General features: G+C 38.8%; 27 protein-coding genes and 2 riboswitches. Of the genes, 15 read left to right on the top strand and 12 right to left on the bottom strand.

All coding sequences use genetic code 11. The annotated features are described in order from the left end of the window. Positions 1–135: 135 nt before the first annotated feature. On the top strand, positions 136–582 hold the full coding sequence (locus ACMX9J_RS06320; RefSeq protein ID WP_033580597.1) for a GNAT family N-acetyltransferase: 447 nt from the start codon (positions 136–138) through the stop codon (positions 580–582). A gap of 328 nt (positions 583–910) precedes the next feature. Here the strand turns inward: ACMX9J_RS06320 and ACMX9J_RS06315 are convergent, their stop codons facing one another. After that, positions 911–1,267 (bottom strand): hypothetical protein, encoded by a 357-nt coding sequence (locus ACMX9J_RS06315; protein WP_033580598.1) that lies wholly within the window; start codon positions 1,265–1,267, stop codon positions 911–913. 66 nt (positions 1,268–1,333) lie between these two features. Then, complete coding sequence (locus ACMX9J_RS06310; protein ID WP_033580599.1) at positions 1,334–2,200, bottom strand: YitT family protein; 867 nt, start codon at positions 2,198–2,200, stop codon at positions 1,334–1,336. 162 nt (positions 2,201–2,362) lie between these two features. On the opposite strand from ACMX9J_RS06310, the gene cobT reads away from it, so the two are divergent. Beyond that, positions 2,363–3,400 carry a nicotinate-nucleotide--dimethylbenzimidazole phosphoribosyltransferase gene (cobT, locus tag ACMX9J_RS06305; protein ID WP_033580600.1) on the top strand — a complete coding sequence of 346 codons (1,038 nt, stop codon included), beginning with the start codon at positions 2,363–2,365 and terminating at the stop codon, positions 3,398–3,400. A 74-nt stretch (positions 3,401–3,474) separates the two neighbouring features. Here the strand turns inward: cobT and ACMX9J_RS06300 are convergent, their stop codons facing one another. After that, on the bottom strand, positions 3,475–3,639 hold the full coding sequence (locus ACMX9J_RS06300) for a hypothetical protein (RefSeq protein WP_155017376.1): 165 nt from the start codon (positions 3,637–3,639) through the stop codon (positions 3,475–3,477). Positions 3,640–3,927: 288 nt separating this feature from the next. Between ACMX9J_RS06300 and ACMX9J_RS06295 the strand changes: the two genes are divergently transcribed. Continuing rightward, a complete protein-coding gene (locus ACMX9J_RS06295) occupies positions 3,928–4,608 on the top strand; it encodes an FHA domain-containing protein (protein WP_033580601.1) in 681 nt (226 codons plus the stop codon). 15 nt (positions 4,609–4,623) lie between these two features. Here ACMX9J_RS06295 and ACMX9J_RS06290 read toward each other — a convergent pair whose 3' ends face one another. The 3 genes from ACMX9J_RS06290 to ACMX9J_RS06280 all read right to left on the bottom strand — a co-directional run bounded on the left by ACMX9J_RS06290 (position 4,624) and on the right by ACMX9J_RS06280 (position 6,436). Continuing rightward, the gene (locus ACMX9J_RS06290; protein WP_176343829.1) at positions 4,624–5,391 is read right to left on the bottom strand and encodes a class I SAM-dependent methyltransferase; all 768 of its coding nucleotides are present in this window, start codon (positions 5,389–5,391) and stop codon (positions 4,624–4,626) included. A gap of 187 nt (positions 5,392–5,578) precedes the next feature. Continuing rightward, positions 5,579–6,040, bottom strand: coding sequence for a DinB family protein (locus ACMX9J_RS06285; RefSeq protein ID WP_034270191.1), 462 nt, complete (start codon positions 6,038–6,040; stop codon positions 5,579–5,581). A 120-nt stretch (positions 6,041–6,160) separates the two neighbouring features. Beyond that, positions 6,161–6,436, bottom strand: coding sequence for an AbrB/MazE/SpoVT family DNA-binding domain-containing protein (locus ACMX9J_RS06280; RefSeq protein ID WP_013057736.1), 276 nt, complete (start codon positions 6,434–6,436; stop codon positions 6,161–6,163). 419 nt (positions 6,437–6,855) lie between these two features. On the opposite strand from ACMX9J_RS06280, the gene rpsN reads away from it, so the two are divergent. Beyond that, on the top strand, positions 6,856–7,125 hold the full coding sequence (gene rpsN, locus ACMX9J_RS06275) for a 30S ribosomal protein S14 (protein ID WP_028414364.1): 270 nt from the start codon (positions 6,856–6,858) through the stop codon (positions 7,123–7,125). A gap of 29 nt (positions 7,126–7,154) precedes the next feature. Here rpsN and ACMX9J_RS06270 read toward each other — a convergent pair whose 3' ends face one another. Continuing rightward, a complete protein-coding gene (locus ACMX9J_RS06270) occupies positions 7,155–8,906 on the bottom strand; it encodes an SH3 domain-containing protein (RefSeq protein ID WP_176343830.1) in 1,752 nt (583 codons plus the stop codon). A gap of 571 nt (positions 8,907–9,477) precedes the next feature. Here ACMX9J_RS06270 and ACMX9J_RS06265 point away from each other — a divergent pair. Further along, entirely contained in the window at positions 9,478–10,011 is a 534-nt protein-coding gene (locus tag ACMX9J_RS06265; protein ID WP_028412757.1) for a GrpB family protein, read from the top strand. Between the two features lie 36 nt (positions 10,012–10,047). Here ACMX9J_RS06265 and ACMX9J_RS06260 read toward each other — a convergent pair whose 3' ends face one another. The 4 genes from ACMX9J_RS06260 to ACMX9J_RS06245 form a co-directional block, all read right to left on the bottom strand. Continuing rightward, positions 10,048–10,728 (bottom strand): DUF4397 domain-containing protein, encoded by a 681-nt coding sequence (locus tag ACMX9J_RS06260; RefSeq protein WP_033580604.1) that lies wholly within the window; start codon positions 10,726–10,728, stop codon positions 10,048–10,050. Between the two features lie 115 nt (positions 10,729–10,843). After that, positions 10,844–11,281, bottom strand: coding sequence for a hypothetical protein (locus ACMX9J_RS06255; RefSeq protein WP_033580605.1), 438 nt, complete (start codon positions 11,279–11,281; stop codon positions 10,844–10,846). Between the two features lie 93 nt (positions 11,282–11,374). After that, a complete protein-coding gene (gene nfsA, locus ACMX9J_RS06250) occupies positions 11,375–12,112 on the bottom strand; it encodes an oxygen-insensitive NADPH nitroreductase (RefSeq protein ID WP_416225543.1) in 738 nt (245 codons plus the stop codon). Positions 12,113–12,141: 29 nt separating this feature from the next. Then, positions 12,142–12,426: a putative quinol monooxygenase gene (locus tag ACMX9J_RS06245; RefSeq protein ID WP_013057729.1), complete on the bottom strand. Its 285-nt coding sequence runs from the start codon at positions 12,424–12,426 to the stop codon at positions 12,142–12,144. 204 nt (positions 12,427–12,630) lie between these two features. Between ACMX9J_RS06245 and ACMX9J_RS06240 the strand changes: the two genes are divergently transcribed. Continuing rightward, positions 12,631–12,945, top strand: coding sequence for an ArsR/SmtB family transcription factor (locus tag ACMX9J_RS06240; protein ID WP_013083811.1), 315 nt, complete (start codon positions 12,631–12,633; stop codon positions 12,943–12,945). Between the two features lie 19 nt (positions 12,946–12,964). On the opposite strand, the gene ACMX9J_RS06235 is transcribed toward ACMX9J_RS06240, so the two are convergent. Then, a complete protein-coding gene (locus ACMX9J_RS06235) occupies positions 12,965–13,300 on the bottom strand; it encodes a CHY zinc finger protein (RefSeq protein WP_176343832.1) in 336 nt (111 codons plus the stop codon). Between the two features lie 177 nt (positions 13,301–13,477). Between ACMX9J_RS06235 and ACMX9J_RS06230 the strand changes: the two genes are divergently transcribed. The 9 genes from ACMX9J_RS06230 (at position 13,478) to lepB (ending at position 22,428) form a co-directional block, all read left to right on the top strand. Further along, on the top strand, positions 13,478–14,545 hold the full coding sequence (locus ACMX9J_RS06230; RefSeq protein ID WP_029714620.1) for an undecaprenyldiphospho-muramoylpentapeptide beta-N-acetylglucosaminyltransferase: 1,068 nt from the start codon (positions 13,478–13,480) through the stop codon (positions 14,543–14,545). 158 nt (positions 14,546–14,703) lie between these two features. Beyond that, positions 14,704–14,846: riboswitch (cyclic di-AMP (ydaO/yuaA leader) on the top strand. 72 nt (positions 14,847–14,918) lie between these two features. Beyond that, a complete protein-coding gene (locus tag ACMX9J_RS06225; protein WP_155278280.1) occupies positions 14,919–15,056 on the top strand; it encodes a hypothetical protein in 138 nt (45 codons plus the stop codon). Positions 15,057–15,071: 15 nt separating this feature from the next. Continuing rightward, a riboswitch (cyclic di-AMP (ydaO/yuaA leader) is annotated at positions 15,072–15,212 on the top strand. 291 nt (positions 15,213–15,503) lie between these two features. Continuing rightward, entirely contained in the window at positions 15,504–15,590 is an 87-nt protein-coding gene (gene kdpF, locus ACMX9J_RS06220; protein WP_080754503.1) for a K(+)-transporting ATPase subunit F, read from the top strand. A 24-nt stretch (positions 15,591–15,614) separates the two neighbouring features. Then, complete coding sequence (kdpA, locus tag ACMX9J_RS06215; protein WP_416225691.1) at positions 15,615–17,276, top strand: potassium-transporting ATPase subunit KdpA; 1,662 nt, start codon at positions 15,615–15,617, stop codon at positions 17,274–17,276. 21 nt (positions 17,277–17,297) lie between these two features. Further along, a complete protein-coding gene (kdpB, locus tag ACMX9J_RS06210; protein ID WP_416225542.1) occupies positions 17,298–19,373 on the top strand; it encodes a potassium-transporting ATPase subunit KdpB in 2,076 nt (691 codons plus the stop codon). Positions 19,374–19,386: 13 nt separating this feature from the next. Then, on the top strand, positions 19,387–19,953 hold the full coding sequence (kdpC, locus tag ACMX9J_RS06205) for a potassium-transporting ATPase subunit KdpC (RefSeq protein ID WP_034270154.1): 567 nt from the start codon (positions 19,387–19,389) through the stop codon (positions 19,951–19,953). Between the two features lie 53 nt (positions 19,954–20,006). Next, complete coding sequence (gene kdpDN, locus ACMX9J_RS06200) at positions 20,007–21,155, top strand: KdpD-like non-kinase potassium sensor (RefSeq protein ID WP_034270151.1); 1,149 nt, start codon at positions 20,007–20,009, stop codon at positions 21,153–21,155. Between the two features lie 29 nt (positions 21,156–21,184). Beyond that, positions 21,185–21,619, top strand: coding sequence for a CBS domain-containing protein (locus ACMX9J_RS06195; protein WP_033580611.1), 435 nt, complete (start codon positions 21,185–21,187; stop codon positions 21,617–21,619). Positions 21,620–21,873: 254 nt separating this feature from the next. Next, positions 21,874–22,428: a signal peptidase I gene (lepB, locus tag ACMX9J_RS06190; RefSeq protein WP_028412768.1), complete on the top strand. Its 555-nt coding sequence runs from the start codon at positions 21,874–21,876 to the stop codon at positions 22,426–22,428. Positions 22,429–22,460: the final 32 nt, after the last annotated feature.

Below are 22,460 nucleotides of genomic sequence, written 5' to 3'. Positions count from 1 at the left end.
AACCATAAGCCGTATAAGGTTGTTTGCTTTAAATATCCCCTTGTGTAAAAGTAGGGAGCTTTTCACGAAAACGAAAGGAAAAAAAGTATAGCTATCGAATTATGTTAAGAGCGTTGAGCTAAAAGGAGTGATTAAATGGTTGTCATTCGACAGGCGGTTGAAACTGATCGAGAGCGACTGGCTACGTTAATGCAAGAATATATAGTGAAATTCTGCGAGCAGCCTGACCCTTCCCGGAAAGCTTTAACTTTACATATTAAGCGTCTATTGAATAATCCTTCCTACGGTATCCAGTTTGTTGCTGAATTGGAAGGGAAACTAGTAGGTTTTGCGACAGTGTACGTATCGTGGAGCACCCATTATTTTAAAGAAACAGGCGTCTTAAAAGATTTGTACGTATCTCCTTTAAACAGAGGAAATAAAATTGGTGAACGTTTGTTTAAGATTTGCCTTGCCTATTCTCAAAAGTATGAGTTTGCAGGAATGACCGCTGAGTGCAGCAGTGAAAATAAAGTTGCTCAAAACCTTTATCAAAAAATGAACGGTAAAGAAAATGCAGGGGTTCAATACCGTTTTTTTTAAGAGAAGTACAGCTTTTACTTTTAAGACTTCTACTAAATGGCAAAAATATGTTATAGTATGAAAAGTGAAATTGATGAAAATGTCGGTGGGCTATATGTTAGATGATGGTATGAATAGTAGGGGGAAGTTGGACTAGCTGTTTGAAAGGCGGCCATCCTATTTTTAGTATAGCCGCAAGGAAGGAGCAGGACCTTGAAAAAAAATCCAATCTTAAACGCGTGGAAAATAGTAACTGCGACGAGCGGTTTTTTACTTGCGCTGTTTATCTTTAAAGTCCGAAAAGGAAGATAACCATATAAAAAAAGCTCCTCGATTGAGGAGCTTTTTATTATTTAGTAATAGGAAACGTCAAGGGAGTCACTGTTGATAAAGAATCTCGGTAAGAATGATAGGTGAAATAATGACGTGTTGGACTATAAATAGTCATGTAAAGTAAATAATCATATTTCGTTTCCATATAGAAAAAAACGCCGTCTTCGTGGAGTGCATAGAAAGAGTACGAAATCCCGAGCAGCGTTTGCTTTTGTACGCTTGCGCTTGGATTTTCTTTAATCCATTCATACAGTTCAAAAACACTCACTCCTGGTGAAGATTGCAGCGTATGTACTTTGTCATATAACTTATCAGATACATCCGAAACCGACTGTTTTAATTGGTTAAATAAGTTGGACATTTGTTCTTTCATTGTGGTGATCTCCTTTACGGGTAGTCAGCTATTAGCATGCTCAGAGAAATTCACGCTTATGTATAGTTAGTGAATGGCTGATTTGAATTTGCCGCCCTGCGCTTCTTGGGTATCCATAATGGTTGTAAATGCCTGTGGATCAATTTCAGAAATAATGGTTTTAAGCTTGGTAATTTCTAAACGCGTCACAACTACGTATATGACTTCTTTTTCTGTACCTTCAAATCCGCCTTTACCATACAGTTTCGTCACGCCGCGGCCTAGACGATGCGTAATAGCGTCTGATAGCTCTTCATAGTGATTTGACACAATAAAAGCTGCTTTTGTTTCATCAAGCCCTTGAATGATCGCATCGATTGTCTTAGACGCAATATAGTACGTAAGGATTGAGTACATGGCCTGTTCCCAACCTAGCACGAACCCTGCCCAAGCGAAAATGAAGATATTTAAAAACATCACAAATTCACCCACAGAAAACGGGATTTTTTTTGTTAATAAAATACCTAAAATCTCAGTTCCATCTAACGCTCCACCGTGACGAATGACCGTTCCTACACCTGCTCCTAAAAGGAGCCCGCCAAATACGGTAGCAAGAAGCGGTTCAGATGTTACAGCTGGAACATGGTGCAATTGAGATTCTACAATGGATAAAGCAACAACTGCAAACATAGATGAAAAGCAGAAGCTACGACCAATTTGTTTGTATCCACTATATAAAAAAGGGAGATTAAAGATGATGATAAGTAGACTGAACGGCAATTTCGTTAAGTAAACTAAAATTAGAGAAATACCGATAATACCGCCGTCAATTACGGAATTTGGGACTAAAAATAATTCGATAGAAACGGCAGCCAAGGAAGCTCCAATTAACATCATAATGTAGCGATAAATGAGCCGACCTGCCTTTTCCTTTTTGTGCTGTTTCGTTGTCATAAAATCTTTCCTTTCAACATACTGCCTATACGCAACTCTTACTAGTATAACTAAGTCTTGGGAACTCTATCCAATTATCTACTTTAAAAAAGACTAGCCAGAATAAACAAAATCCTGTTAAATTAAACGGTAGACATTTGCTGAAATAAAGGAGCTGTACATATGATAAACGTTTATATTCCACCGCTTCAAACAAGCGCTGGCGAAAAAGCGGCACGCTATATTGATACATTAACCAAACCGATAGGAAGCCTTGGAAGGCTCGAAGAAATAGCAGTTGAATTAGCGGCCATGACCGGGGAAGCTTTTCCGACAGTCACGCCGCCAGGAGTCCTCGTTTTTGCAGGCGATCATGGAATTGTAAAAGAAGGAGTTTCAGCTTACCCTCAAGACGTAACGGCACAAATGGCGCTAAATTTTTTGCAGGGAGGAGCAGCTATTAACGTGTTTAGTGGGCAAATAGATGCCCAGTTCAAACTGATTGACATCGGCATTGCTTCTGACCTTTCCCATAAGGATCTTGTACAACGCAAAGTGAAGCTGGGCACAGCAAGTTTTTATAAAGAAGACGCGATGACGCGCAGTGAGGCAGAATTGGCTGTTCAAGTCGGATATGAAGAAGCTGAAGAGCTTATTGCCCAAGGAATTAAATGTTTGATTGTGGGAGAAATGGGCATCGGAAACACTACGTCAAGCACGGCTATTTTAGCTGTATTGACAGGAGAAAAAGTCTCTAAGCTTGCAGGAATGGGCACAGGGATTTCTGACGAACAACTGCGCCACAAAGTGAAGGTAATTGAAGAAGCGCTGCAAAACAGGCACATCAACCCTCAGGATCCGATTGATATTATTAGTAAAATAGGGGGGCTTGAAATTGCAGGGATGACAGGTGCTATGCTGGCGGCAGCTGCTCACCGTATTCCTATTTTAGTAGATGGTTTTATTTGTACAGTTGCAGCTCTTCTAGCGACAGAAATCAATACACAAGCAAGAGACTATATGTTTGCTAGTCACGAATCTGTTGAACAAGGTCATGCGTGTGCAATGAAGCTTCTTGGCAAGAAACCGCTTCTCAACCTCAATCTTCGGTTAGGTGAAGGAAGTGGAGCTGCTGTTACATTTCCGCTGCTGCACTCGGCTTCGCTGATGATTGCTAATATGGCTACGTTTCAATCTGCGGGAGTGTCTGAGAAAGAATAAACTTAGAAAAAAATAAACCTAAAAAAGACATGGGAACAAAACCATGTCTTTTTTCTTTATTTTATAAAAAAATCTTATATTTTTAACATCATAAACCAATAAACGCTAAAGCTAGCACCTGTTAAAATAAATGATCCAATAATTAACAATACCAGTGCAACGCGTCGTTTAATCGCTTGAATTTCTCTATCTTTTGGCAAACGTCCCATTGGTCTTCCTCCATTATGTAAATATTTCACGTATTTTCCTATTTTACTCCGCTTTAAAAAGAGAGAACATATGTCAAAGTTACTAAAAAACAAATTATTTTACAAAAAAATTGTATCCACGTTACAGCAGGGCAAAGAATACGTATTTTTTCAGTTAGAAAAGGACTGCTCTAAAGGTTTACTTACATGGCAACAACCTTTATCATATAACTGACTATACTATGATGTTATCCAAAGTTGGAAGAAATCTCAATAAATGTGAGTGTTATAATTACATGATAAGAGTCAGAAAATTTTAAAAAAGAGTGTGAGCAAACAATGAACGGTATGTTGATTATTCGGAACGGTGCTCCTTTTTATGAAGGAGCTTCCGTGCCTATTCCAAAAGATAAAGCTTGTATTATCGGACGAAGCAGTGAAGAATGGGAGCCTTATCTGGCCTTTCAAAGTGCTTACATTTCACGCAAGCATTTTGAAGTAACGTACGAAAGCAATGCATTTTTCATTACAGACTTGTTTAGTAAACACGGGACAAAAGTAAACGGAGAAGAGTTACAGCCTGGAACCCCTCGTTTCTTGAAAGAGCAGGATGTCATTACCTTAGCAAATGAGGAGGCAGCTTTAGTATTTAGAAATGATGATATGGATGCAACCCTCGATTTAGGACCTTTGCTAAAACAAATAAATAAGCCATTTTACACATTAGATCCAATTTTGCAGAAAGTAAAAGTAAAAGAGGAAACGTATATTCTGTCAGATAAAGAATACGCGTGCTTAGCTTACCTTCTAGAATATAACAATCAATTTGTTTCAAAAGAAGCATTAAAAAAAAGCGTTTGGCCTGAACGAGTAGAGTCAAATGGAGAAATTCTGGTAGCAGCGGAAGAGCTGAATGCGCTGATTTACCGGGTTCGCAAAAAAATAGGAACATATTTAGAAATCGAAGTGATTCGAGGAAAAGGATATTGGCTGCACTTTAACGAAAATGGACGTGAATAGAATCACGTCCATTTTTTAATCTCGTTTTACAGCATGTACACGTATATGTTTAGCTTCTGCTAGCCAAGATCCGTTTTGAAATAGTTTGTCTTGCATTCGATTTTCTAAGCGCGTAATGAGGACATTTTTAGTTTCTGTCGTCACGTGAGCAAAAAGAGGGGCTGCATTTGTTTCGAGCCAATTACGCAAGCCGCTTTCCCCTTTTAACAAGAGGGGCCGGCTGTAGTGTATGGCCGTGGTGACTTGAAAATTCTGTGATTCCAAAAGAGAAGAATATTCAGCTACAGAAGGGAAGTACCATGGGAAATCTACATCGTTATAAGGGATATCAAACGTTTTAAATTGACGAATGATTTCTGTGAAAATTTCGTCCATGTTTCCTTTTCCCCAAAATTCTGCTACAAATCGGCCATTTGGTTTTAAAGCATTGTAAATATTTTTAATGACAAGGTGAGGGGGACGGATGTCGTGTAAAGTTGCATTGGAAAAAACTGCGTCAAATTGTTCGTAATAAGGAAGGTTAAGGGCGTTTAACTGTTCAAAGGATAGAGTCGGGTACTGATGACGAGCCTGTTCAATCATATTTTCAGAGCAATCGATGCCCGTTGCACGGACATGAAGCTTATTGAGCTGCGAAATAAATTCGCCAGTGCCACAGCCAATATCTAAAATATGTTCGCCAGCTTGAGGAGAAAGAAGGTTCATAGCACTTCCTCCAAATGAAGAAACAAACGGAAGATGATACACTTGAGCAATTTTTTGTTGATTAACAGTTTGACTCATGAAGTGATTCCTCCTTTGTAAAAGATGATGACGATCGTTTTATAAGAAGAAACAAGCTTTGAATAGTAGATATGAAGTTATTGATAGAATTATACCATATATCTTACTTATTATGCCGAAAACTCCAAAGAAAAAGCGCACCAAACTTCTAGCTTGGGCGCTTACAAGCCGAACTATTTTATAACCATTAACCGAACTGAACAAATAGAGGAAGGTCTGTATGACCCATCTCACGTACGTAGACGTATAAATTTCCTTTATGATGAATTTCATGATCAATGGCCATTTGTAAAAGCTGTCTTCCGGGAAGCTTTCTTCCAAACGCTGCAGTTGCGTCAATGGTCTTGTTTAAGTCAGCTTCGCTAAGTGAGCGTAATACGGCTACTGTTTTTTCCGTATATTCAGCTGCAAGGTCCGATAATGTCTTACCGCTAAAATCAGCTTTTTGACCAAGCGGAGATAAATCACCGGATTTTACCACTGATGCAAATGCATAAAAGGATGTTAAAATATGCGTAGATAAGTCAAAAGCGGACATAGATGTCGGGGCAGGCTTGTATTCGTAGTGACCTGCTTCAATTTTGTTGATTAATTCATTAGTTACGTTTCGATGTGCTAAAAAGTGATGAGTCATTTGTTCAACTGTCATGATGAAAGGCTCCTTTATTATGTATTCGCTTCTGAGTATAGCATCTGAAAATCAGAAAGCGAAGAAAAAACTTTAATAAAAAGAAAAACAGCTGCACGTGAGCAGCTGCTTTTCTTTTTATTAGAAATTACGTTGTTTTAACTCTTCAAGTAATAACTCCATACCTTCGCGGCTTAAAGTTAATTTGCCATCTGCGATTGTTACATTGTCAGAAGATACTTCGCCAGTAATCGCACAAGCACCGTTCGGCTCATATTTCTTTAAAATAATTCGATCTGTTTCGACAAAAATTTCAACAGGATCTTTTACATCTATTTCAAGAACACGTCTTAACTCTTTAGGAATTACGATACGACCTAAATCATCTACTTTTCTTACAATACCAGTCGATTTCATTTTTTAATCACCTTTACTTTTATATTTTATTGAGTACACAAAATATTATTTTTGGAATTTCTAAGATGATTATATACTAGATAACCGCTAAATTTGTCGAAGTTATTAATATGTAAATGAACTGTAATATTATTGAAATATTATCTGTAAATACAAATCCTCCTACAAAATGGAATATGTAGGGCTCTTTGTATGATATAGGAGATGAAGGAATTAATTACATTTGACATACAATTTTATTTATGTTTATACAGCAATCCGGGGGTAAGGGAAGGCTACATGTAAGCGCAGGAGTAAATAAGTTGAAAGAATAAAGAAAATATGATTAAATTTAAAAAGTAACTTGCTCAAAATAATTAAATCGTAATGATTACGTATTTCAAATAAAAAATTGATAAAGCGAAAGGATGACAAAGAGTTTGGCTAAAAAATCAAAAGTTGTAAAAGAACAAAAGCGCCAAGAGATAGTAGCGAAATATGCGCAATTGCGCCAAGAGTTGAAGGAAAAAGGAGATTACGAAGCGTTAAAAAAATTGCCTAGAGATTCTTCACCAACGCGCTTAAATAATCGCTGCCGCGTTACCGGTCGCCCTCGAGGCTATCTTAGAAAATTTGAAATGTCACGCATTGCTTTTAGGGAATTGGCCTACAAAGGACAAATCCCAGGTGTTAAAAAAGCAAGCTGGTAGTATAAAAGCCCTCATAATGAGGGCTTTTATTATTTATTAGCTGCAAAGTATCGAGCAATTCCTTGATAAATACCTGTAGATATTTGCTGCTGATACGCATTAGAAGAAACAATTTGCTCATCGTGAGCATTTGATAAAAAGCCTAATTCAAGAAGTACAGCACGCTGGTTGTTTTCTCGAGTAACATAATAATCTCCAAAACGAACCCCCATATCCTTCATAGAAGGCGCATTTTCAGCCATGCTTTCTTGAATATATTTTGCTAATTCTTTATCTTTGGATTCACTGTAATAAAATGACGCAATGCCGTTTGCAGAAGATGAAGTAGAAGCGTTATAGTGAACGCTGATAAATGCATCTGCATGCTTTGCTTCACTAACATCCACGCGTCCGCTCAGTGAAATAAAAGTATCGTTTGAACGCGTCATAAATACATTTGCTCCGGCATTAGCTAAGCGGCTTGCCACAAGTTTTGCTGTTGTTAACGCTAGGTTTTTCTCAATCGATGACTTGCCTGAAGTGCCAGGGTCATATCCGCCGTGTCCAGCGTCTACTACAATAATTTTATCTTTTAAAGCAGCAGATGGGGAAGGCAAACTAGCTGAAGTTGTAGAACCAGCTGCAGCTGTTAACCCTTTTGACACCCATGCTGTTTGACTTGCAGAGTACTGAATTTGCACCCAGTCATTCGTTTCGCCTACTTTTTTGAATCGTTCGCCCGCTTTTGCTACACGGATAATGCCCGCGCTTAAGCTCGGCTGACTGCGTAAATTTGAAGCTTTTGTAATTTGAATCGACTGGGCTGTTTGTGAAGACTGTCCGGAATCAGCTTGTAAATACTGACTTGCTACCCAGCCTGTTTGACCTGATGCTGTTTTAATCTGTGACCAGGATCCGCTCTCTTTTACCACCGTTACTTTGGAACCCCGGGATAAGTTCGTCACGATAGACGCGCTTGTGCTTGCAGAAGAGCGAACGTTTAATGAGCTAGCGTTAACAACAGCTGACTTGGATGTTGTAGAACCCGAGTTACTAGTCGGTGTAGAAGAACCGGAGCCTGCTTGTAGGTACTGACTCGCTACCCAGCCCGTTTGACCTGATGCTGTTTTAATCTGTGACCAGGATCCGCTTTCTTTTACCACCGTTACTTTTGAATTGCGCGGTAAGTTCGTCACGACCGATGCGCTTGTGCTCGCAGAAGAGCGAACATTTAATGAGCTAGCGTTAACAACAGCTGACTTGGATGTCGTAGAACTCGAGTTACTAGTTGGTGTAGAAGAACCGGAGCCTGCTTGTAGGTACTGACTCGCTACCCAGCCTGTTTGACCCGCTGCCGTTTTAATCTGTGACCAAGATCCGCTTTCTTTTACCACCGTTACTTTGGAACCTCGGGATAAGTTCGTCACGATAGACGCGCTTGTGCTCGCAGAAGAGCGAACATTTAATGAACTGGCGTTAACAACGGCTGACTTGGATGTCGAATTTGCCGTAGACGTACTGTTTGTTTGTGTTTTGTTTATGTATTGAGATGAAATCCAAGCTTCTTTACCGTTATACGTAATTTTAGCCCATCCCTTGCTTTCATCTACTATATTAACGGTGTTTCCCTTCGTTACTTTTCCAACGATAGCGCCGCTTGTACTAGGCGTTGCACGTACATTTAACGATGTAGCAGTTACTTTGGCCGATTCAGCTGCATCTGCGTCAATCGAATGCAAAAGCAATGAAGAGCTTAAAAGAACAGAAGAAACGGCTGTGTACATGACATGTTTTTTATTCATTTTTTCCTCCTTGCAAATTACAAATTTCAACATAAGTTAATTAGTATACAAAGCATATATCGGCAAATAGCCCAAAATTTTGAGTTAAATCTACTATTATCTCATAATGCCGATATTATCCATCATACTATATGTCGAATTTCAATTGTATAATGAATTTGAACTATCTGCCATCCTTAACGATAAAATTTTACATTAATGTAAAATATAATTATATCAAAGGTGAAATGTAGGGATGTCAAGGGCATATAAAGGTCTTTAGCCCTTTGTTCACCGATGTTTTGAGGACATGTTTTATACTAGAAAAAATGTAAAATAGTATAAAGCAGCTGAATGTGAATATGATAGAGGAGAGATAGCAAATAAAAGAGTATCTATCTTTTGGAGGAGGAAACATCCACAATTATGAAACATTCAGAATAAAAATAACAAAAATATATAAAATAATATAAAGCCTGTCTATATCGATGGAAAAGCTCATAGCATAAACCAAAAGTAAATAGTTAGAAAATTCTTTCTTTTTATTTTGAAACATGGTACAGTATAAAAAAGTGAAAGGGTGGAAACTGATATGCGAAAGATTGTTCAGTATGAAACAAAGTGGTCGCTTTTGTATCAAATGGAAAAAGAAGCGTTACTTAATACACTAAAAGATTTTTCAGTAGACATCGAACATATTGGAAGCACGTCCGTTCCAGGATTGGCAGGTTCACCAATCGTTGATATTTTAATCGGCGTCAAACGCGAAGAAGACATAAATGAAGTGCGCGCTATATTAAAAAATAAATCTCACGTATACGTAGCGGAAAAGGAGATGTTCGTCTTATTAAAAGAAGGCGTTCCAGCTGCACACTACCCTCCAATTATGACAGCTAAAAATGCCCGTAAGCTCATTCCACATGATGCTAGAAGAAGTCATGTGTACGTAACGGTCAGTGAATCACCTTACTGGAATGAACGAATTAATTTCAGGGAGCAGTTACGCTCGAGCGAACGTGCTAGAAAAAAATATGAAGGTATGAAATACGAGCTTTCAAAACGATTGTGGAACGATATTTCTACCTATGAGTACAAAAAAGAAGAATTCATTCAGCGCAGTCTATAAAAAAACGTCATTTCAATTGAAATGACGTTTTTTTAATTAATTATCTTGTAAAACAATGGTCTCAAGCTTATCAGCAGTATTTACTGCGAGAACCGTATAGTTTTTACCGCTTTGAAGATTTGTTCCAGGAAGACTTAGTATTTCTTTTCCGTCTGCTGTGGAAACAGATAAATCATACGAACCCGGATTTACTACTTGATAACCTGAAATGCTTTTAAAAGACAGATCTTTAAATAAAGGAGCAGCCCCTTTAGGACCTACGTTTACCGCAGGAGCATCAGGAGATAAATGAGCAACACGTAAGCTTGCTTTTCCATCCATCCCTTGCTTATTATTCGTGAAAGCCTGCAGTTCAAGATTTTCGGCTTTATTTACAGCGGCTACTGTATACGATTTTCCACCGTCTACAACAAGGGTAGCTTCGATGATGGAATCTTTTGTTCCTTTTGTCTTCGCTTCGTATACTTCTACTTTATGAGAACCAGCTGACAAAGGCAGGGAGTTGGAGACATCTTTAAACTTTGCTCCTTCTACTAAAGCTTTGTCATCCACAAAAATGTCTACAGCTGGAGCATCCGGTGAAGCATGAACGATACGAACTTCTGCATTTTGAGCTGGTCGCTCATCTGCAGCAGGAGGTGTTTCAGCGGCAAATACTAACATGCGGCTAAGTGCCAAGAAAGCAATCACTGCTACCATTACGAATAGTCGTTTCATCAAGTATCACTCCTTTTTTAGTATACACAGCTTTATGTAAAGAGAAGGACTGTGCAGTTGTTAGCGTATACTAAATAAAATCAACTATTCGTTTGTTTGTTAACTTTTAACGTGTTTACTGAGATTTCTGACGGAAAAATCGAAGAATAGCCAAAATATTGTACAAGGTTGTTAAGAGCCACGTCAATAAAAAGCCTAGGCCAAGTCCGATATTGGCATCTATATACGTATGCGTGAAGTCATCATATACGACGTAGGCAAGAGGAGCAATTGACAGTAAAAGGAGAAGAAAAAACAAAAGTGTTTTCCATCTGCTTAAAGTGAAGGTTAGATAAAAGAAAAGGAAAGCGGAAAACAATAGAAGACCGTCTCGAATAGCCCAAGGTAAAACGCCGATATGTGGATTAGCGAGAAGAAAGGTTGGAACAATTGAAAGGAGGAAAAGGAGAGACAGCAAAGTCACGTGAAGGGTGTTCTTTTTTGTAAAAGCCGGCACCAATAAAAACGCTGCCGTTGCACCTAAAAGAAAATTACAAATTAAAATAAACTCCATCCAAACACCTCATTTATCGAGTATTACTTTTAGTCTATTCAAGACGCTGTTAAAGTAGATAAAAAAAGCTGCGATGAACATCGCAGCTTTTGATCATTCGAATTTAAATCCTTGTTTTTCAAGCATCGCTCGAACTTCTGGATAATAAATGGTTTTGTAAATAGCGGATACAGTTTGTGACCAGTTGCGGTCATCTGCACCGTTTGTTCTCTTTTTCATATACTCTGCCATTTCAGCATCATAGTCTTGAATCAATGACTTTAAGTCATGATTATAGCTTTCACGATGGTGCACAGCAGCTTGTGGCAATCGAGGCTTTTTCGCAGAATGATCTGCCGGATGTCCAATGACAAGACCGCTTACTGGGAATACGTATTCCGGTAAATCTAGGAGTTCAATGACTTCTAGTGGCTTTCTGCGAATTCCGCCGATTGGTACTGTACCTAAACCGAGTGACTCTGCTGCAACTGTTGCTGCTTCTAAAGAAATTCCAGCATCGGTTGCCCCCACTAAAATTGACTCAAGTCCATCGGTTACGCCAAGAGGCGCATCGTTAAGCTCAGCTGCAATCTTAGCACGATTAAAATCTGCACAAAAGATTAAAAATAGAGGAGCTTGGTCAATCCACGCTTGGTTGCCTGCAAGCTCTGAAAGCTTTTTCTTCTTTTCTTTATCTTGGACGCTAATAATAGTTACTTGCTGTCCGTTAATAGAAGAAGCGGCTGACTGAGCAGATTGAATAATTGTATCTAAATGCTCGTCGCTTACTGCTTCGTCTGTATATTGACGGATAGAACGATGATTTTGAATTGTACGAATTGCTTCATTCATGATGCGTCATCCTTTCAAAGAAGTTATTTTTAGCCTTGTAATGTTTTTACATCTAAAGGTGCTACAAGTACGCCAGTTTGAGCAAATGCTACAAAACTTTGGAAATGAGCTGATTTATTGTGTGCTTGAATTGCTTCTTCGCTTTTCCACTCTTCAATCATCATAAATGTGTTAGGTGTAAAAGCATCTTCAAATAGTTGATAGTTGCTGTTTCCTTCTTCTTGTAAAGAATGCTTAATTAGTTCTTGTACGTTTTCTAAAAATTCTTCTCTTTTTGCTGGGTTAACTTTCATTGAAGCTTGTAAATGAATCATGGGTGATTCCTCCTTTAATAATGATGGTGCTTTATATTATTTGTTTTGTTTTTAATCTTTCATTCAATTTACGATTAAAATGAAGATAAGTTCGAATATCATCGAACAATGAAACTATAACACCGATTAAATAACAGTGCAAGGAATTTAGTTCGAAAGTTATCGAACATTGATACACAAAAGAAGCTGTGTTATATTTTAAGCATGAGAAAACCTTATCAACCACCGAAATCTGAAATTAAATTAACGCCTATTTTACATGCATTGAGTGATCCTAACCGGCTGCGAATTGTACAGTGTTTAGCGACAAGAAAGGAGCAGACCTGTTCGTATTATCAAAAATTAAATGTATCAAAATCAACGCTATCACATCATATTAAAGTACTTCGCGAAGCTGGAATTATCAAACTACGTATAGAAGGTACGCAGCACTATTATTCCTTGCGTTTAGAAGAACTTGAGGAACTGTTCCCAGGTCTGCTTCCTTCCATTATAAATATAGATGAGCAATTATTTTAAAAGCTGAACGATGTTTTGTTCAGCTTTTTTGTTCAAAATAAATGTGTCCATGCAGGCTGCATCCGGGATTAAAAGAAGAACGACAGTGAGGGCAAGTCGAGTTACAGGTTAAGTATTCATTAATTGAGAGCTCATGTTTACATACTCCGCAAAGAATAGCTTTTTCATTAAACATAAATGTTGGCCATCTTTTAATGTCGTGATCCGCATGTGCGTTATGACATTGATAGCATGGATAATATGTATGACAGCAATAAAATTTTATTGCAATAATATCTTTATCCGTATGATAGTGCGTACAGCGCGTTTCGGAATCCACTGTGTCACCTTTTACTGCAGGTACAGATTTGTTCATTATCATCACTCCTTATGAAAAGTATAGCATGCTTTTATACGCCTTATCATACATATGTAAAAAGAAAAATGCTATAATAAAACCATCGTTTTACATGTCAGATTGCATGCTAAAAAGATCAGATAAAAATTGATGTCAAAACAGATCGATTAAGTGAAGTAAAGAGAGGAAGAAAAAATGAGTAAGCAAGTTATCGTTTTTACCGGAGGCGGAACAGCTGGACACGTAACACCAAACATTGCCATCATGAAAGAATTAGACAGTGAAAAATGGGATATCCATTATGTCGGTTCTCACAATGGTATTGAGAAAGAATTAATTACAAAATTAAACGTTCCATATCATGCGATTTCAAGCGGGAAGCTGCGTCGATACGTAGATATGGAAAATGTAAAAGATGTATTTCGAGTAGCAAAAGGGGTTGGCGATGCACGTCGCGTGCTGAAAAAGTTAAAGCCTTCTCTTGTTTTTTCAAAAGGCGGTTTCGTCACAGTTCCTGTGGTAATGGCTGCTAAATCTTTAAACATTCCCGTGTTCATTCATGAAAGTGATTTAACACCGGGACTGGCAAATAAAATTGCGCAGAAATTTGCCACTAAAATTTTTACTTCTTTTGATGAAGCCGCAAACTACTTTCCAAAAGAAAAAGTGCAGGTTGTTGGTTCACCTATTCGAAAAGAGCTATTTAGCGGAAGCGCAGCGAACGGGGAAAGCTGGCTACGCTTTTATGATAAGCGCCCCATTTTAACAATTATGGGCGGAAGTTTAGGAGCACGCCGTATTAATGAAATCGTTCGAGAGTCTTTGCCTGAACTGCAAAAGAAATTCCAAATTGTACACCTTTGCGGAAAAGGCAATATTGATACAAGCCTTGAAAAAGAGTCGGGCTACCGTCAGTTAGAATACGTAAACGAACAGCTTCCAGATGTTCTAGCGGCAACTGATTATGTGATTACACGCGGCGGATCCAATGCCATTTTTGAGTTTTTAGCTCTTCATAAACCGATGATGATTATTCCTTTATCAAAAGCACAGAGTCGCGGAGATCAAATTTTAAATGCACAATCCTTTAAGAAAAAAGGCTACTGTATGGTTGTAGAAGAAGAGCAGTTAACAAAAGAACTGTTTTTGCGTGAAGTAAATGAGCTTCAGCAGCAGGCAAGTACGATGAAGCGTACAATGCGTGAAGCAACAAAAACGGATGCCATTTCAATTCTTGTAAATGAAATTGAGAAAATGAGCTAAAAAAAGCGTTCTTATCTCCTCGATAAGAACGCTTTTTTCTTCTGAAATTATTATTTTAAAATAATGAATAAATATAGAAAAATAAAGCTTTTAAAATTTCAAAAAATGTTGTTGACAGTAAATTTTAACAGGAGTAAGATTACTCTCATGAAACGTTCCACTGTGAAACGCTGAGTCTTTTCTGAAAGAGAAGGAAAGAGCGGAGGACCCAATTATCAGGGGTGAATCTCTTAATTGAGTAGGGTTACTTTCTTGACCCGAACCCGTCAGCTAACTTCGTAAGCGTTAAGAGAGAGGATGGTGTAATCGTGGTCGTTTTCTATAACAGCGGATAGTACGCTCCTTTCAAAATATAGGTGAAAGGAGCGTCAGGATGCATTTATCTAAGCAAATGATTCAAATGATTGAATATCGGGCCATGTGCGATCAGCAATCTTTTGATCTAGCAAACCGCTATTTGTCTACGTTAGCTAATCAAAGTTTTAAACGCAGCAGTAAAAACTATTATTAAGTCTAAAAATTAAATAACAAAGATACGCTTAATCAATTATGAGCGGGGGACCCAATATTTTGTACGTATGTACTAGGGGTGAATCTCTTAACTGAGTAGGGTTACTTCCATAACCCGAATCCGACAGCTAACTCCGTAAGCGTTTTGGGAGTAAAAAATTCGTGTCAATCACGGCTTATTTGTCGTGCATTAAACCGCGGAAGAGAACTCTCTTCTGCGGTTTTTTAGTGGGAAAAATCAGCATCACGTCTCACGGTTAGCTTTTTTGGACGTGATGCTTTATGAAAAGAAACCGTCACTAAACTTAGAAGCTATCATTTTTGTTAGGAAACAGTTAGGAGGGAGCAACTTGGATATGATCATGCTTGGAACGCTTGTCATATTAACAGCTGCTATGTACGGAATTATTTGCTGGTCGTCTCATGTAGTAGATGAAAGAGAGGAGAAGTGAACGTGTCGTTCATTTTGTTAGGTATTTCAGTTCTCGTTTTAATTTATTTAGTGTATGTACTGTTAAATCCAGAACAATTTTAATAAGCGGAGGAATAAAAAGTGGGGATTTTTCTACTATCAGTTGCGCTGCTGCTTGTTTTTGTAGCGCTTATTGCAAAGCCCGTAGGTATTTATATAGCGAATGTGTTTTCAAACGATAAAAACACTAGCTTGATAGGAAAGATAGAAACGTTGATGTTTAAAGCAGCAGGAATTAAAGGGCTTAATCAGACGTGGAAGCAATATGCATTTGCTCTTGTTTTGGCGAATACGTTTATGATTTTTGTGGTGTACCTTATCTTCCGGTTTCAAGGGGTACTGCTGCTTAACCCAAGCCACATCAAAGGAATGGATCCGGCACTTGCTTTTAACACGGCCATTAGTTTTATGACAAATACGAACTTGCAGCACTACAGCGGCGAATCAGGTTTGTCCTATTTCTCGCAGATGGCCGCCATTGTATTTATGATGTTTGCTGCACCAGCAACGGCACTTGCAGTAGCAATCGCTTTTATTCGCGGGCTGGCAGGGAAAGAAATGGGAAACTTTTTTGTTGATTTTGTAAAGTCAATTACGCGTATTTTACTTCCTATCGCTTTTATAACAGGCATTTTATTTATGTTTTTAGGTGTCCCTCAAACGTTAAGCGGAACGGTGACTGCCCATACAATAGAAGGAGCAACACAGCAAATAGCAAGGGGACCAGTTGCTTCTTTTCTTTCAATTAAAGAGCTAGGAAACAACGGAGGGGGATTTTTTGGTGTCAATTCAGCTCATCCATTTGAAAATCCTAACGCGTTGAGCAATGTATTACAAATCGTCCTTATGCTTTTATTGCCAACAGCACTTCCTTTCACATACGGAAAAATGATCGGACAGCGTAAACAAGGCCGCATCTTGTTTGTAGCGATGAGTATGCTGTTTATCGTTATTTTAAGCACAGCGTTTGTAACAGAGTGGGGAGGCAATCCAAGACTTGGTGCTTTTCATCTAAATGAAGCGAGCGGTTATATGGAAGGGAAAGAAGTCCGTTTTGGTGTCGGCATGTCGACGCTTTACGCCATCGTGACGACAGCAAGTGAAACAGGTGCAGTCAACACCATGCACGATACCCTGACGCCTCTTACCGGGTTATTAACGCTTGGAAATATGATGTTAAATACCGTATTTGGCGGTGTCGGAGCAGGATTTATGAATGTTATGATGTACGTCATCATTGCCGTATTTTTATCAGGTTTAATGGTTGGAAGAACACCAGAATACGTAGGTAAAAAAATTGAAGGAAAAGAAATGAAGCTAATCGCCGTGACGCTTATTCTGCAGCCGCTGCTAATTTTAGGAGGAACAGCTGTAGCACTTACCACTCATTTAGGAATGGAAGGTATATCAAATCCAGGCTTTCACGGGTTAAGTCAGGCACTGTATGAATTTACGTCGTCAGCAGCAAACAATGGATCCGGTTTTGAAGGACTCGGTGATGCAACGCCGTTTTGGAACATTTCAACGGGAATTGTTATGTATATTGGACGCTACTTCGGACTAATTACGATGCTGGCGGTATCGAGCTCACTAGCATCTAAGCAGCTTGTTCCCGAAACACCTGGAACATTTAAAACGGATACGTCTTTATTTAGCGGCATTTTAATTGGAACTACCGTTATTGTAGGAGCACTTACGTTTTTCCCAGTGCTTGTGCTTGGGCCGGTTGCTGAGTATTTAACACTGTAATCAAGAAAGCGGAGGATCATAATGAATAAACGGAATTTTGCAAATAATATTGAATTGGATTGCAACAGTCATATTCAAGGTTCTGTAGATAAACAAGCTTCATCGATTTTTATTCAATCAGTAAAGCAGGCGTTTATCAAGCTCAGCCCAAGAACGATGATAAAAAACCCTATCATGTTCGTAGTAGAAATCGGGTTTATAATTACGCTTTTTTTAGCCGTTGTTCCGGACCTTTTCGGAGAAAGTACAGTAAGCACAGGGTTTAATGTTGCCGTATCTCTCGTGTTATTTTTTACCATTGTTTTTGCTAATTTTGCAGAAGCATTAGCAGAAGGTCGAGGAAAAGCACAGGCAAACTCATTAAAGCAATCGAAAGGGGATATTACGGCTAATAAACTTCAAAATGGGCAAATGATACAAGTTTCGGCATCGCAACTAAAAAAAGGAGATATCGTCGTCGTTTCACAAGGCGAAATGATTCCTGGAGATGGAGAAATTATTAAAGGACTGGCGTCCGTTGATGAATCGGCCATTACGGGGGAATCGGCACCTGTTATGAAAGAAGCAGGCGGGGATTTTAACTCTGTAACGGGAGGTACAAGAGTTGTCAGCGATGAAATTACAATTAAAATTACGTGTGAGCAAGGTGAATCGTTTTTAGATAAAATGATTTCGCTTGTTGAAGGAGCAGAGCGTCAAAAAACGCCAAATGAAATTGCGCTAAACACGGTTTTGACGAGTTTGACGATTATTTTTTTACTAGTTGTTGTGACGCTTCCTGTCTTTACAAACTATTTACATTTTCAACTCGACACGGCTATTTTAATTTCACTGCTCGTCTGCCTTATTCCTACGACGATTGGAGGATTATTATCGGCCATTGGAATTGCTGGAATGGATCGAGTCACGCAGTTTAACGTGATTGCTATGTCAGGAAAAGCAGTAGAAGCAGCTGGTGACATCAATACAATTATTTTAGATAAAACCGGCACCATTACGTTTGGAAACCGAATGGCTCATCAGTTAACGACTGTAGAAGGCGTAGACGAACGTGAACTGTACAAATGGGCGTTTGTTTCTTCTCTTTACGACGAAACACCAGAAGGACGCTCAGTTGTTGATTTTATCCAAACTCGCATGGGAGTAGAAGACCTTAGAAAAACGCAGGGAACGTTTGTAGAATTCAAAGCTGAAACGCGAATGAGCGGCATTGACTTACAGAATGTATCTGTACGAAAAGGAGCAGTGGACGCCGTCACGGCATGGGTAGAGTCAAATGGCGGGAAGGTTCCCTCTGATCTGCAGGAAAAAGCAAACGATATTGCAGGAGCTGGTGGCACGCCGCTTGCCGTCGCCGCTGATAATAAAATTTATGGCTTGATTTATTTAAAAGACACGGTAAAACCAGGAATGAAAGAACGCTTTGATGAACTTCGTAAAATGGGCATTAAAACAGTGATGTGCACAGGAGATAATCCGCTAACCGCAGCAACTATTGCAAAAGAAGCTGGAGTAGATGAATTTATTGCGGAATGCAAGCCAGAAGACAAGATTCAAGTGATTAAATACGAACAGCAGCAAGGCAAGCTAGTTGCGATGACAGGTGACGGAACAAATGATGCCCCTGCACTTGCTCAAGCTGATGTTGGCTTAGCAATGAACAGCGGAACTTCAGCTGCCAAAGAAGCAGCAAATATGGTGGATTTAGATTCTGACCCTACTAAAATTATTGAAGTCGTTTCAATTGGAAAACAGCTATTAATGACAAGGGGTGCCTTAACTACATTCAGCATCGCAAACGATATTGCTAAGTATTTCGCGATTATTCCAGCGATGTTTACCTTGGCGATTCCGCAAATGGAGGCTCTTAACGTAATGAAGCTGAATTCACCACTATCTGCTGTATTGTCAGCGCTTATTTTTAATGCGGTCATTATCCCGCTTTTAATTCCCTTAGCCATGAAGGGAATTGCGTATAAGCCGATGAGTTCTAACGCCCTGCTGCGAAAAAATTTGTTCATTTACGGGTTAGGTGGCGTATTGGTTCCATTCGTTGGGATTAAAGCGATTGACTTTATACTTTCATTTGTAATGTAGAGGAGAAGAAACGATGATACAAACAGAACGAACGGGAAGCATTATTGTTCGCTTAACGATTATGATGATGATACTTTGTGGTCTTATTTATCCTGTTGTGATGACAGGTATTGCTCAAACAGCTGTTCCAAGTAAAGCAAACGGCAGCCTAATCTATTCAAACAATCATCAAGTTATCGGTTCTAAGCTGATTGGGCAGCAGTTTACAAGCAATGCATTTTTTCACGGCAGAGTTTCTAGTATTGATTATAACGGGGCAGGGTCTGGCTCGTTGAATTTAGCACCTTCAAATAAAGACCTTACGAATCGTATCGAGAAATCCGTAGCGGCGTGGAAAAAAGAAAACGAAGTGCCCAAAGAAGGAATTCCAATTGATGCCGTCACAAATTCGGCTTCTGGACTCGATCCTGACATTACGCCACAAGCTGCATATGCACAAGTAGAGCGTGTGGCAAAAGCCACACATATTAAAGCCAACACGCTAAAACAGTTAATCAAAGAACATACTCAGCAAGGGGCTTTTAGTGAAAAACGAGTAAATGTAGTAGAGCTAAATTTAGCTGTTCAACGAGAGCGCTAATTACATGCACTCGCTTCATGTACTGAAGCGAGTGTGATAAAGGGGCACAAACAATGAAAGAAAAAGAAGCTCATCCATACTTTCGAAGAAAAACTCCGGAAGAACTATTGCGTGAACTTCATAATCAGAAGCGCGGAAAGCTTAAACTTTACATCGGTGCCGCGCCGGGAGTAGGAAAGACGTATAAAATGCTTCAAGATGCGCACGATTTAGTCAAAGAAGGCATAGATGTCGTAGTTGGATATGTAGAAACACACGGCAGGGATGAGACTAAAGAGATGATTGGAAATCTAGAAGTAATCCAAAGAGAAACCATTTTTTATAAAGGAAAAGAATTACAAGAGCTTGATTTGCTGGCGATTGTAAGAAGGCGCCCAAAAGTTGTAATTATCGATGAACTTGCTCACACAAATGTTCCGACAAGCCGCCATAAAAAACGTTTTGAAGATGTTTCTTACCTGCTCAACCAAGGTATTTCAGTTATGTCAGCAATGAACATTCAGCATATGGAAAGCGTACATGACCTCGTATATGCTGTTACCCAAGTAAAAGTTCGTGAAACGGTGCCAGATTTATTTATTCAGCAAGCAGATGAAATTCAGCTTGTCGACGTTACGCCGGAACAGCTGCAAAAGCGGCTTCGTGAAGGGAAAATATACGAAGTCCATAAAATTGAACAAAGCCTGCAGTCGTTTTTTAAGCTTGCGAATCTCCATGCACTTCGTGAATTAACGCTCAGAGAAATAGCGGATGAAGTGGATGGCAAGCTGATTCATGCGCATGAAATTGGCGTAACAGGTATTTGTGAACGCATTTTAGTATGCATTCAATACAGTGAAACAGCTGAAAAATTAATTCGGCGAGGCTGGAGAATGGCGAACCGATTGAAAGCAGATTTACTGCTGCTGCATGTTTTTACAGGCGAGCAAACTGAAAGGCAAGAAGCCCAAATCAAACACTGGCAGGCATTCGCTGACCGTTTTCACGCATCGTTAATTGTTGAAGAAGCTAAAAAGCAAAAACCAGCTGCAGTGATTGTGAATGTAGCCAAGCATTATCGCGTTACTCAAATCTTACTAGGGCAATCAGCACGGACAAGGTGGGAAGAGATTCGAAAAGGCTCTATTGTGAATACAATTATGCGACAGACTCATAACATCGACATTCATATTGTTTCAGATTCAGCAAAACAACAAAAATAAAATGCATATATAACAAAAGGAGAATATGAGTGAATATTGCGTTCTTTTTACTCCCTAAAAAAGAAGTCGTTACACTATCGACACAGTCAACGATCCGTCAAGCATTGGAGAAAATGGAGTATCATCGCTACTCTTCTGTGCCGCTTATTAATCAAAAAGGAGAATATGTAGGGACTTTGGCAGAAGGAGACTTGTTATGGAAGCTAAAAAGCCTAGAACATATAGAACTCCATGAGTTAGAACACCTACGAATTGAGGAGGTTCCAAGACATCGCGATTACGAAGCTATCACCATTAACGATGAAATGGAAAGTATTTTGTCACGCGCGTCTGAACAAAATTTTGTGCCAGTTGTAGATGATCAAAACATTTTTATTGGACTCGTGCGGCGAAGAGAGATTATAGAGTATTGTATCTCCCAACTTTTTATACATGGAGAAACGCCTTTAAATGTGAAGATTTAGTTAAGTTTGCGTAAAAAACATAATTTTTACATAAAAGGTAGTCTCTTTTTATATAATTAATGTTATAATAAGAGATGTAAAGACGAAACTTGCGTAATGTAAGCCTCTAACATTTGTTAGAGGTTCTTTTTTTACATAACATAAAACATTTGATTTCAGTTCTTTCTATGGTTAAGTTAGAATAAGTGTTAAAGTAAGAGGTTTCTTGCTTTTTTACATAAGAAAAGTGAGCTGTACAAAGGAGACAAAGCATATTGACTACGGAAAAAACAAAAAGCGATCAATTACGCAGCATATTCAAAACTATTATCTTCGCTATCGCTCTAGTATTTATGATTCGCGCATTTTTATTTTCTCCGTATATTGTAGAAGGCGCTTCAATGAACCCAACGCTGCATAACGGAGAGCGGTTGTTTGTGAATAAACTGTCGTATTCGCTCCATGATATTCGCCGCGGAGATATTGTGATTATTAAAGATGAGGCTAAGAATAAGCATTATGTAAAAAGAGTAATCGGTCTGCCAGGTGAAAAAATCGAAATGAAAAAAGATCAGCTTTATATTGATGATAAAAAAGTAAGTGAACCTTATTTAAAAACGAATCGTCAAATTGCCAACAACATGGATATGGAGCTTACGGGAGATTTTGAACCCGTACAAATACCTAAAAACGAAGTATTTGTAATGGGTGACAACCGTCTGTACAGTATGGATAGCCGCAACGGTCTAGGTCTTATTGATGAAAAACGAATTGTCGGAAAAAGCGAATTTGTATTTTATCCGGTCAAAAAAATAAGAAAAACAACGTAAAAAGAAATGCCGATAAAGGTATTTCTTTTTTT

The organism is Priestia sp. RMT2NF4 (assembly GCF_047872835.1).
In the GTDB taxonomy this organism is placed as follows: domain Bacteria; phylum Bacillota; class Bacilli; order Bacillales; family Bacillaceae_H; genus Priestia; species Priestia zanthoxyli.
The sequence above is the reverse complement of the archived record's forward strand: the minus strand, read 5'-3'. Positions and strand labels throughout refer to the sequence as shown.

Excerpts from the sequence above, each read along its gene's own strand:
- ACMX9J_RS06310 (WP_033580599.1), bottom strand. The coding sequence starts at position 2,200 with ATGACAACGAAACAGCACAAAAAGGAAAAGGCAGGTCGGCTCATTTAT.
- ACMX9J_RS06290 (WP_176343829.1), bottom strand. The coding sequence starts at position 5,391 with ATGAGTCAAACTGTTAATCAACAAAAAATTGCTCAAGTGTATCATCTT.
- ACMX9J_RS06240 (WP_013083811.1), top strand. The coding sequence starts at position 12,631 with ATGAGAAAACCTTATCAACCACCGAAATCTGAAATTAAATTAACGCCT.
- ACMX9J_RS06270 (WP_176343830.1), bottom strand. The coding sequence starts at position 8,906 with ATGAATAAAAAACATGTCATGTACACAGCCGTTTCTTCTGTTCTTTTA.
- kdpC (WP_034270154.1), top strand. The coding sequence starts at position 19,387 with ATGATACAAACAGAACGAACGGGAAGCATTATTGTTCGCTTAACGATT.
- ACMX9J_RS06225 (WP_155278280.1), top strand. The coding sequence starts at position 14,919 with ATGCATTTATCTAAGCAAATGATTCAAATGATTGAATATCGGGCCATG.
- ACMX9J_RS06320 (WP_033580597.1), top strand. The coding sequence starts at position 136 with ATGGTTGTCATTCGACAGGCGGTTGAAACTGATCGAGAGCGACTGGCT.
- ACMX9J_RS06235 (WP_176343832.1), bottom strand. The coding sequence starts at position 13,300 with ATGAACAAATCTGTACCTGCAGTAAAAGGTGACACAGTGGATTCCGAA.
- nfsA (WP_416225543.1), bottom strand. The coding sequence starts at position 12,112 with ATGAATGAAGCAATTCGTACAATTCAAAATCATCGTTCTATCCGTCAA.
- ACMX9J_RS06295 (WP_033580601.1), top strand. The coding sequence starts at position 3,928 with ATGAACGGTATGTTGATTATTCGGAACGGTGCTCCTTTTTATGAAGGA.
- ACMX9J_RS06245 (WP_013057729.1), bottom strand. The coding sequence starts at position 12,426 with ATGATTCATTTACAAGCTTCAATGAAAGTTAACCCAGCAAAAAGAGAA.
- ACMX9J_RS06285 (WP_034270191.1), bottom strand. The coding sequence starts at position 6,040 with ATGACAGTTGAACAAATGACTCATCACTTTTTAGCACATCGAAACGTA.
- ACMX9J_RS06280 (WP_013057736.1), bottom strand. The coding sequence starts at position 6,436 with ATGAAATCGACTGGTATTGTAAGAAAAGTAGATGATTTAGGTCGTATC.
- ACMX9J_RS06260 (WP_033580604.1), bottom strand. The coding sequence starts at position 10,728 with ATGAAACGACTATTCGTAATGGTAGCAGTGATTGCTTTCTTGGCACTT.
- kdpB (WP_416225542.1), top strand. The coding sequence starts at position 17,298 with ATGAATAAACGGAATTTTGCAAATAATATTGAATTGGATTGCAACAGT.
- ACMX9J_RS06255 (WP_033580605.1), bottom strand. The coding sequence starts at position 11,281 with ATGGAGTTTATTTTAATTTGTAATTTTCTTTTAGGTGCAACGGCAGCG.
- cobT (WP_033580600.1), top strand. The coding sequence starts at position 2,363 with ATGATAAACGTTTATATTCCACCGCTTCAAACAAGCGCTGGCGAAAAA.
- ACMX9J_RS06230 (WP_029714620.1), top strand. The coding sequence starts at position 13,478 with ATGAGTAAGCAAGTTATCGTTTTTACCGGAGGCGGAACAGCTGGACAC.
- kdpDN (WP_034270151.1), top strand. The coding sequence starts at position 20,007 with ATGAAAGAAAAAGAAGCTCATCCATACTTTCGAAGAAAAACTCCGGAA.
- ACMX9J_RS06265 (WP_028412757.1), top strand. The coding sequence starts at position 9,478 with ATGCGAAAGATTGTTCAGTATGAAACAAAGTGGTCGCTTTTGTATCAA.
- ACMX9J_RS06315 (WP_033580598.1), bottom strand. The coding sequence starts at position 1,267 with ATGAAAGAACAAATGTCCAACTTATTTAACCAATTAAAACAGTCGGTT.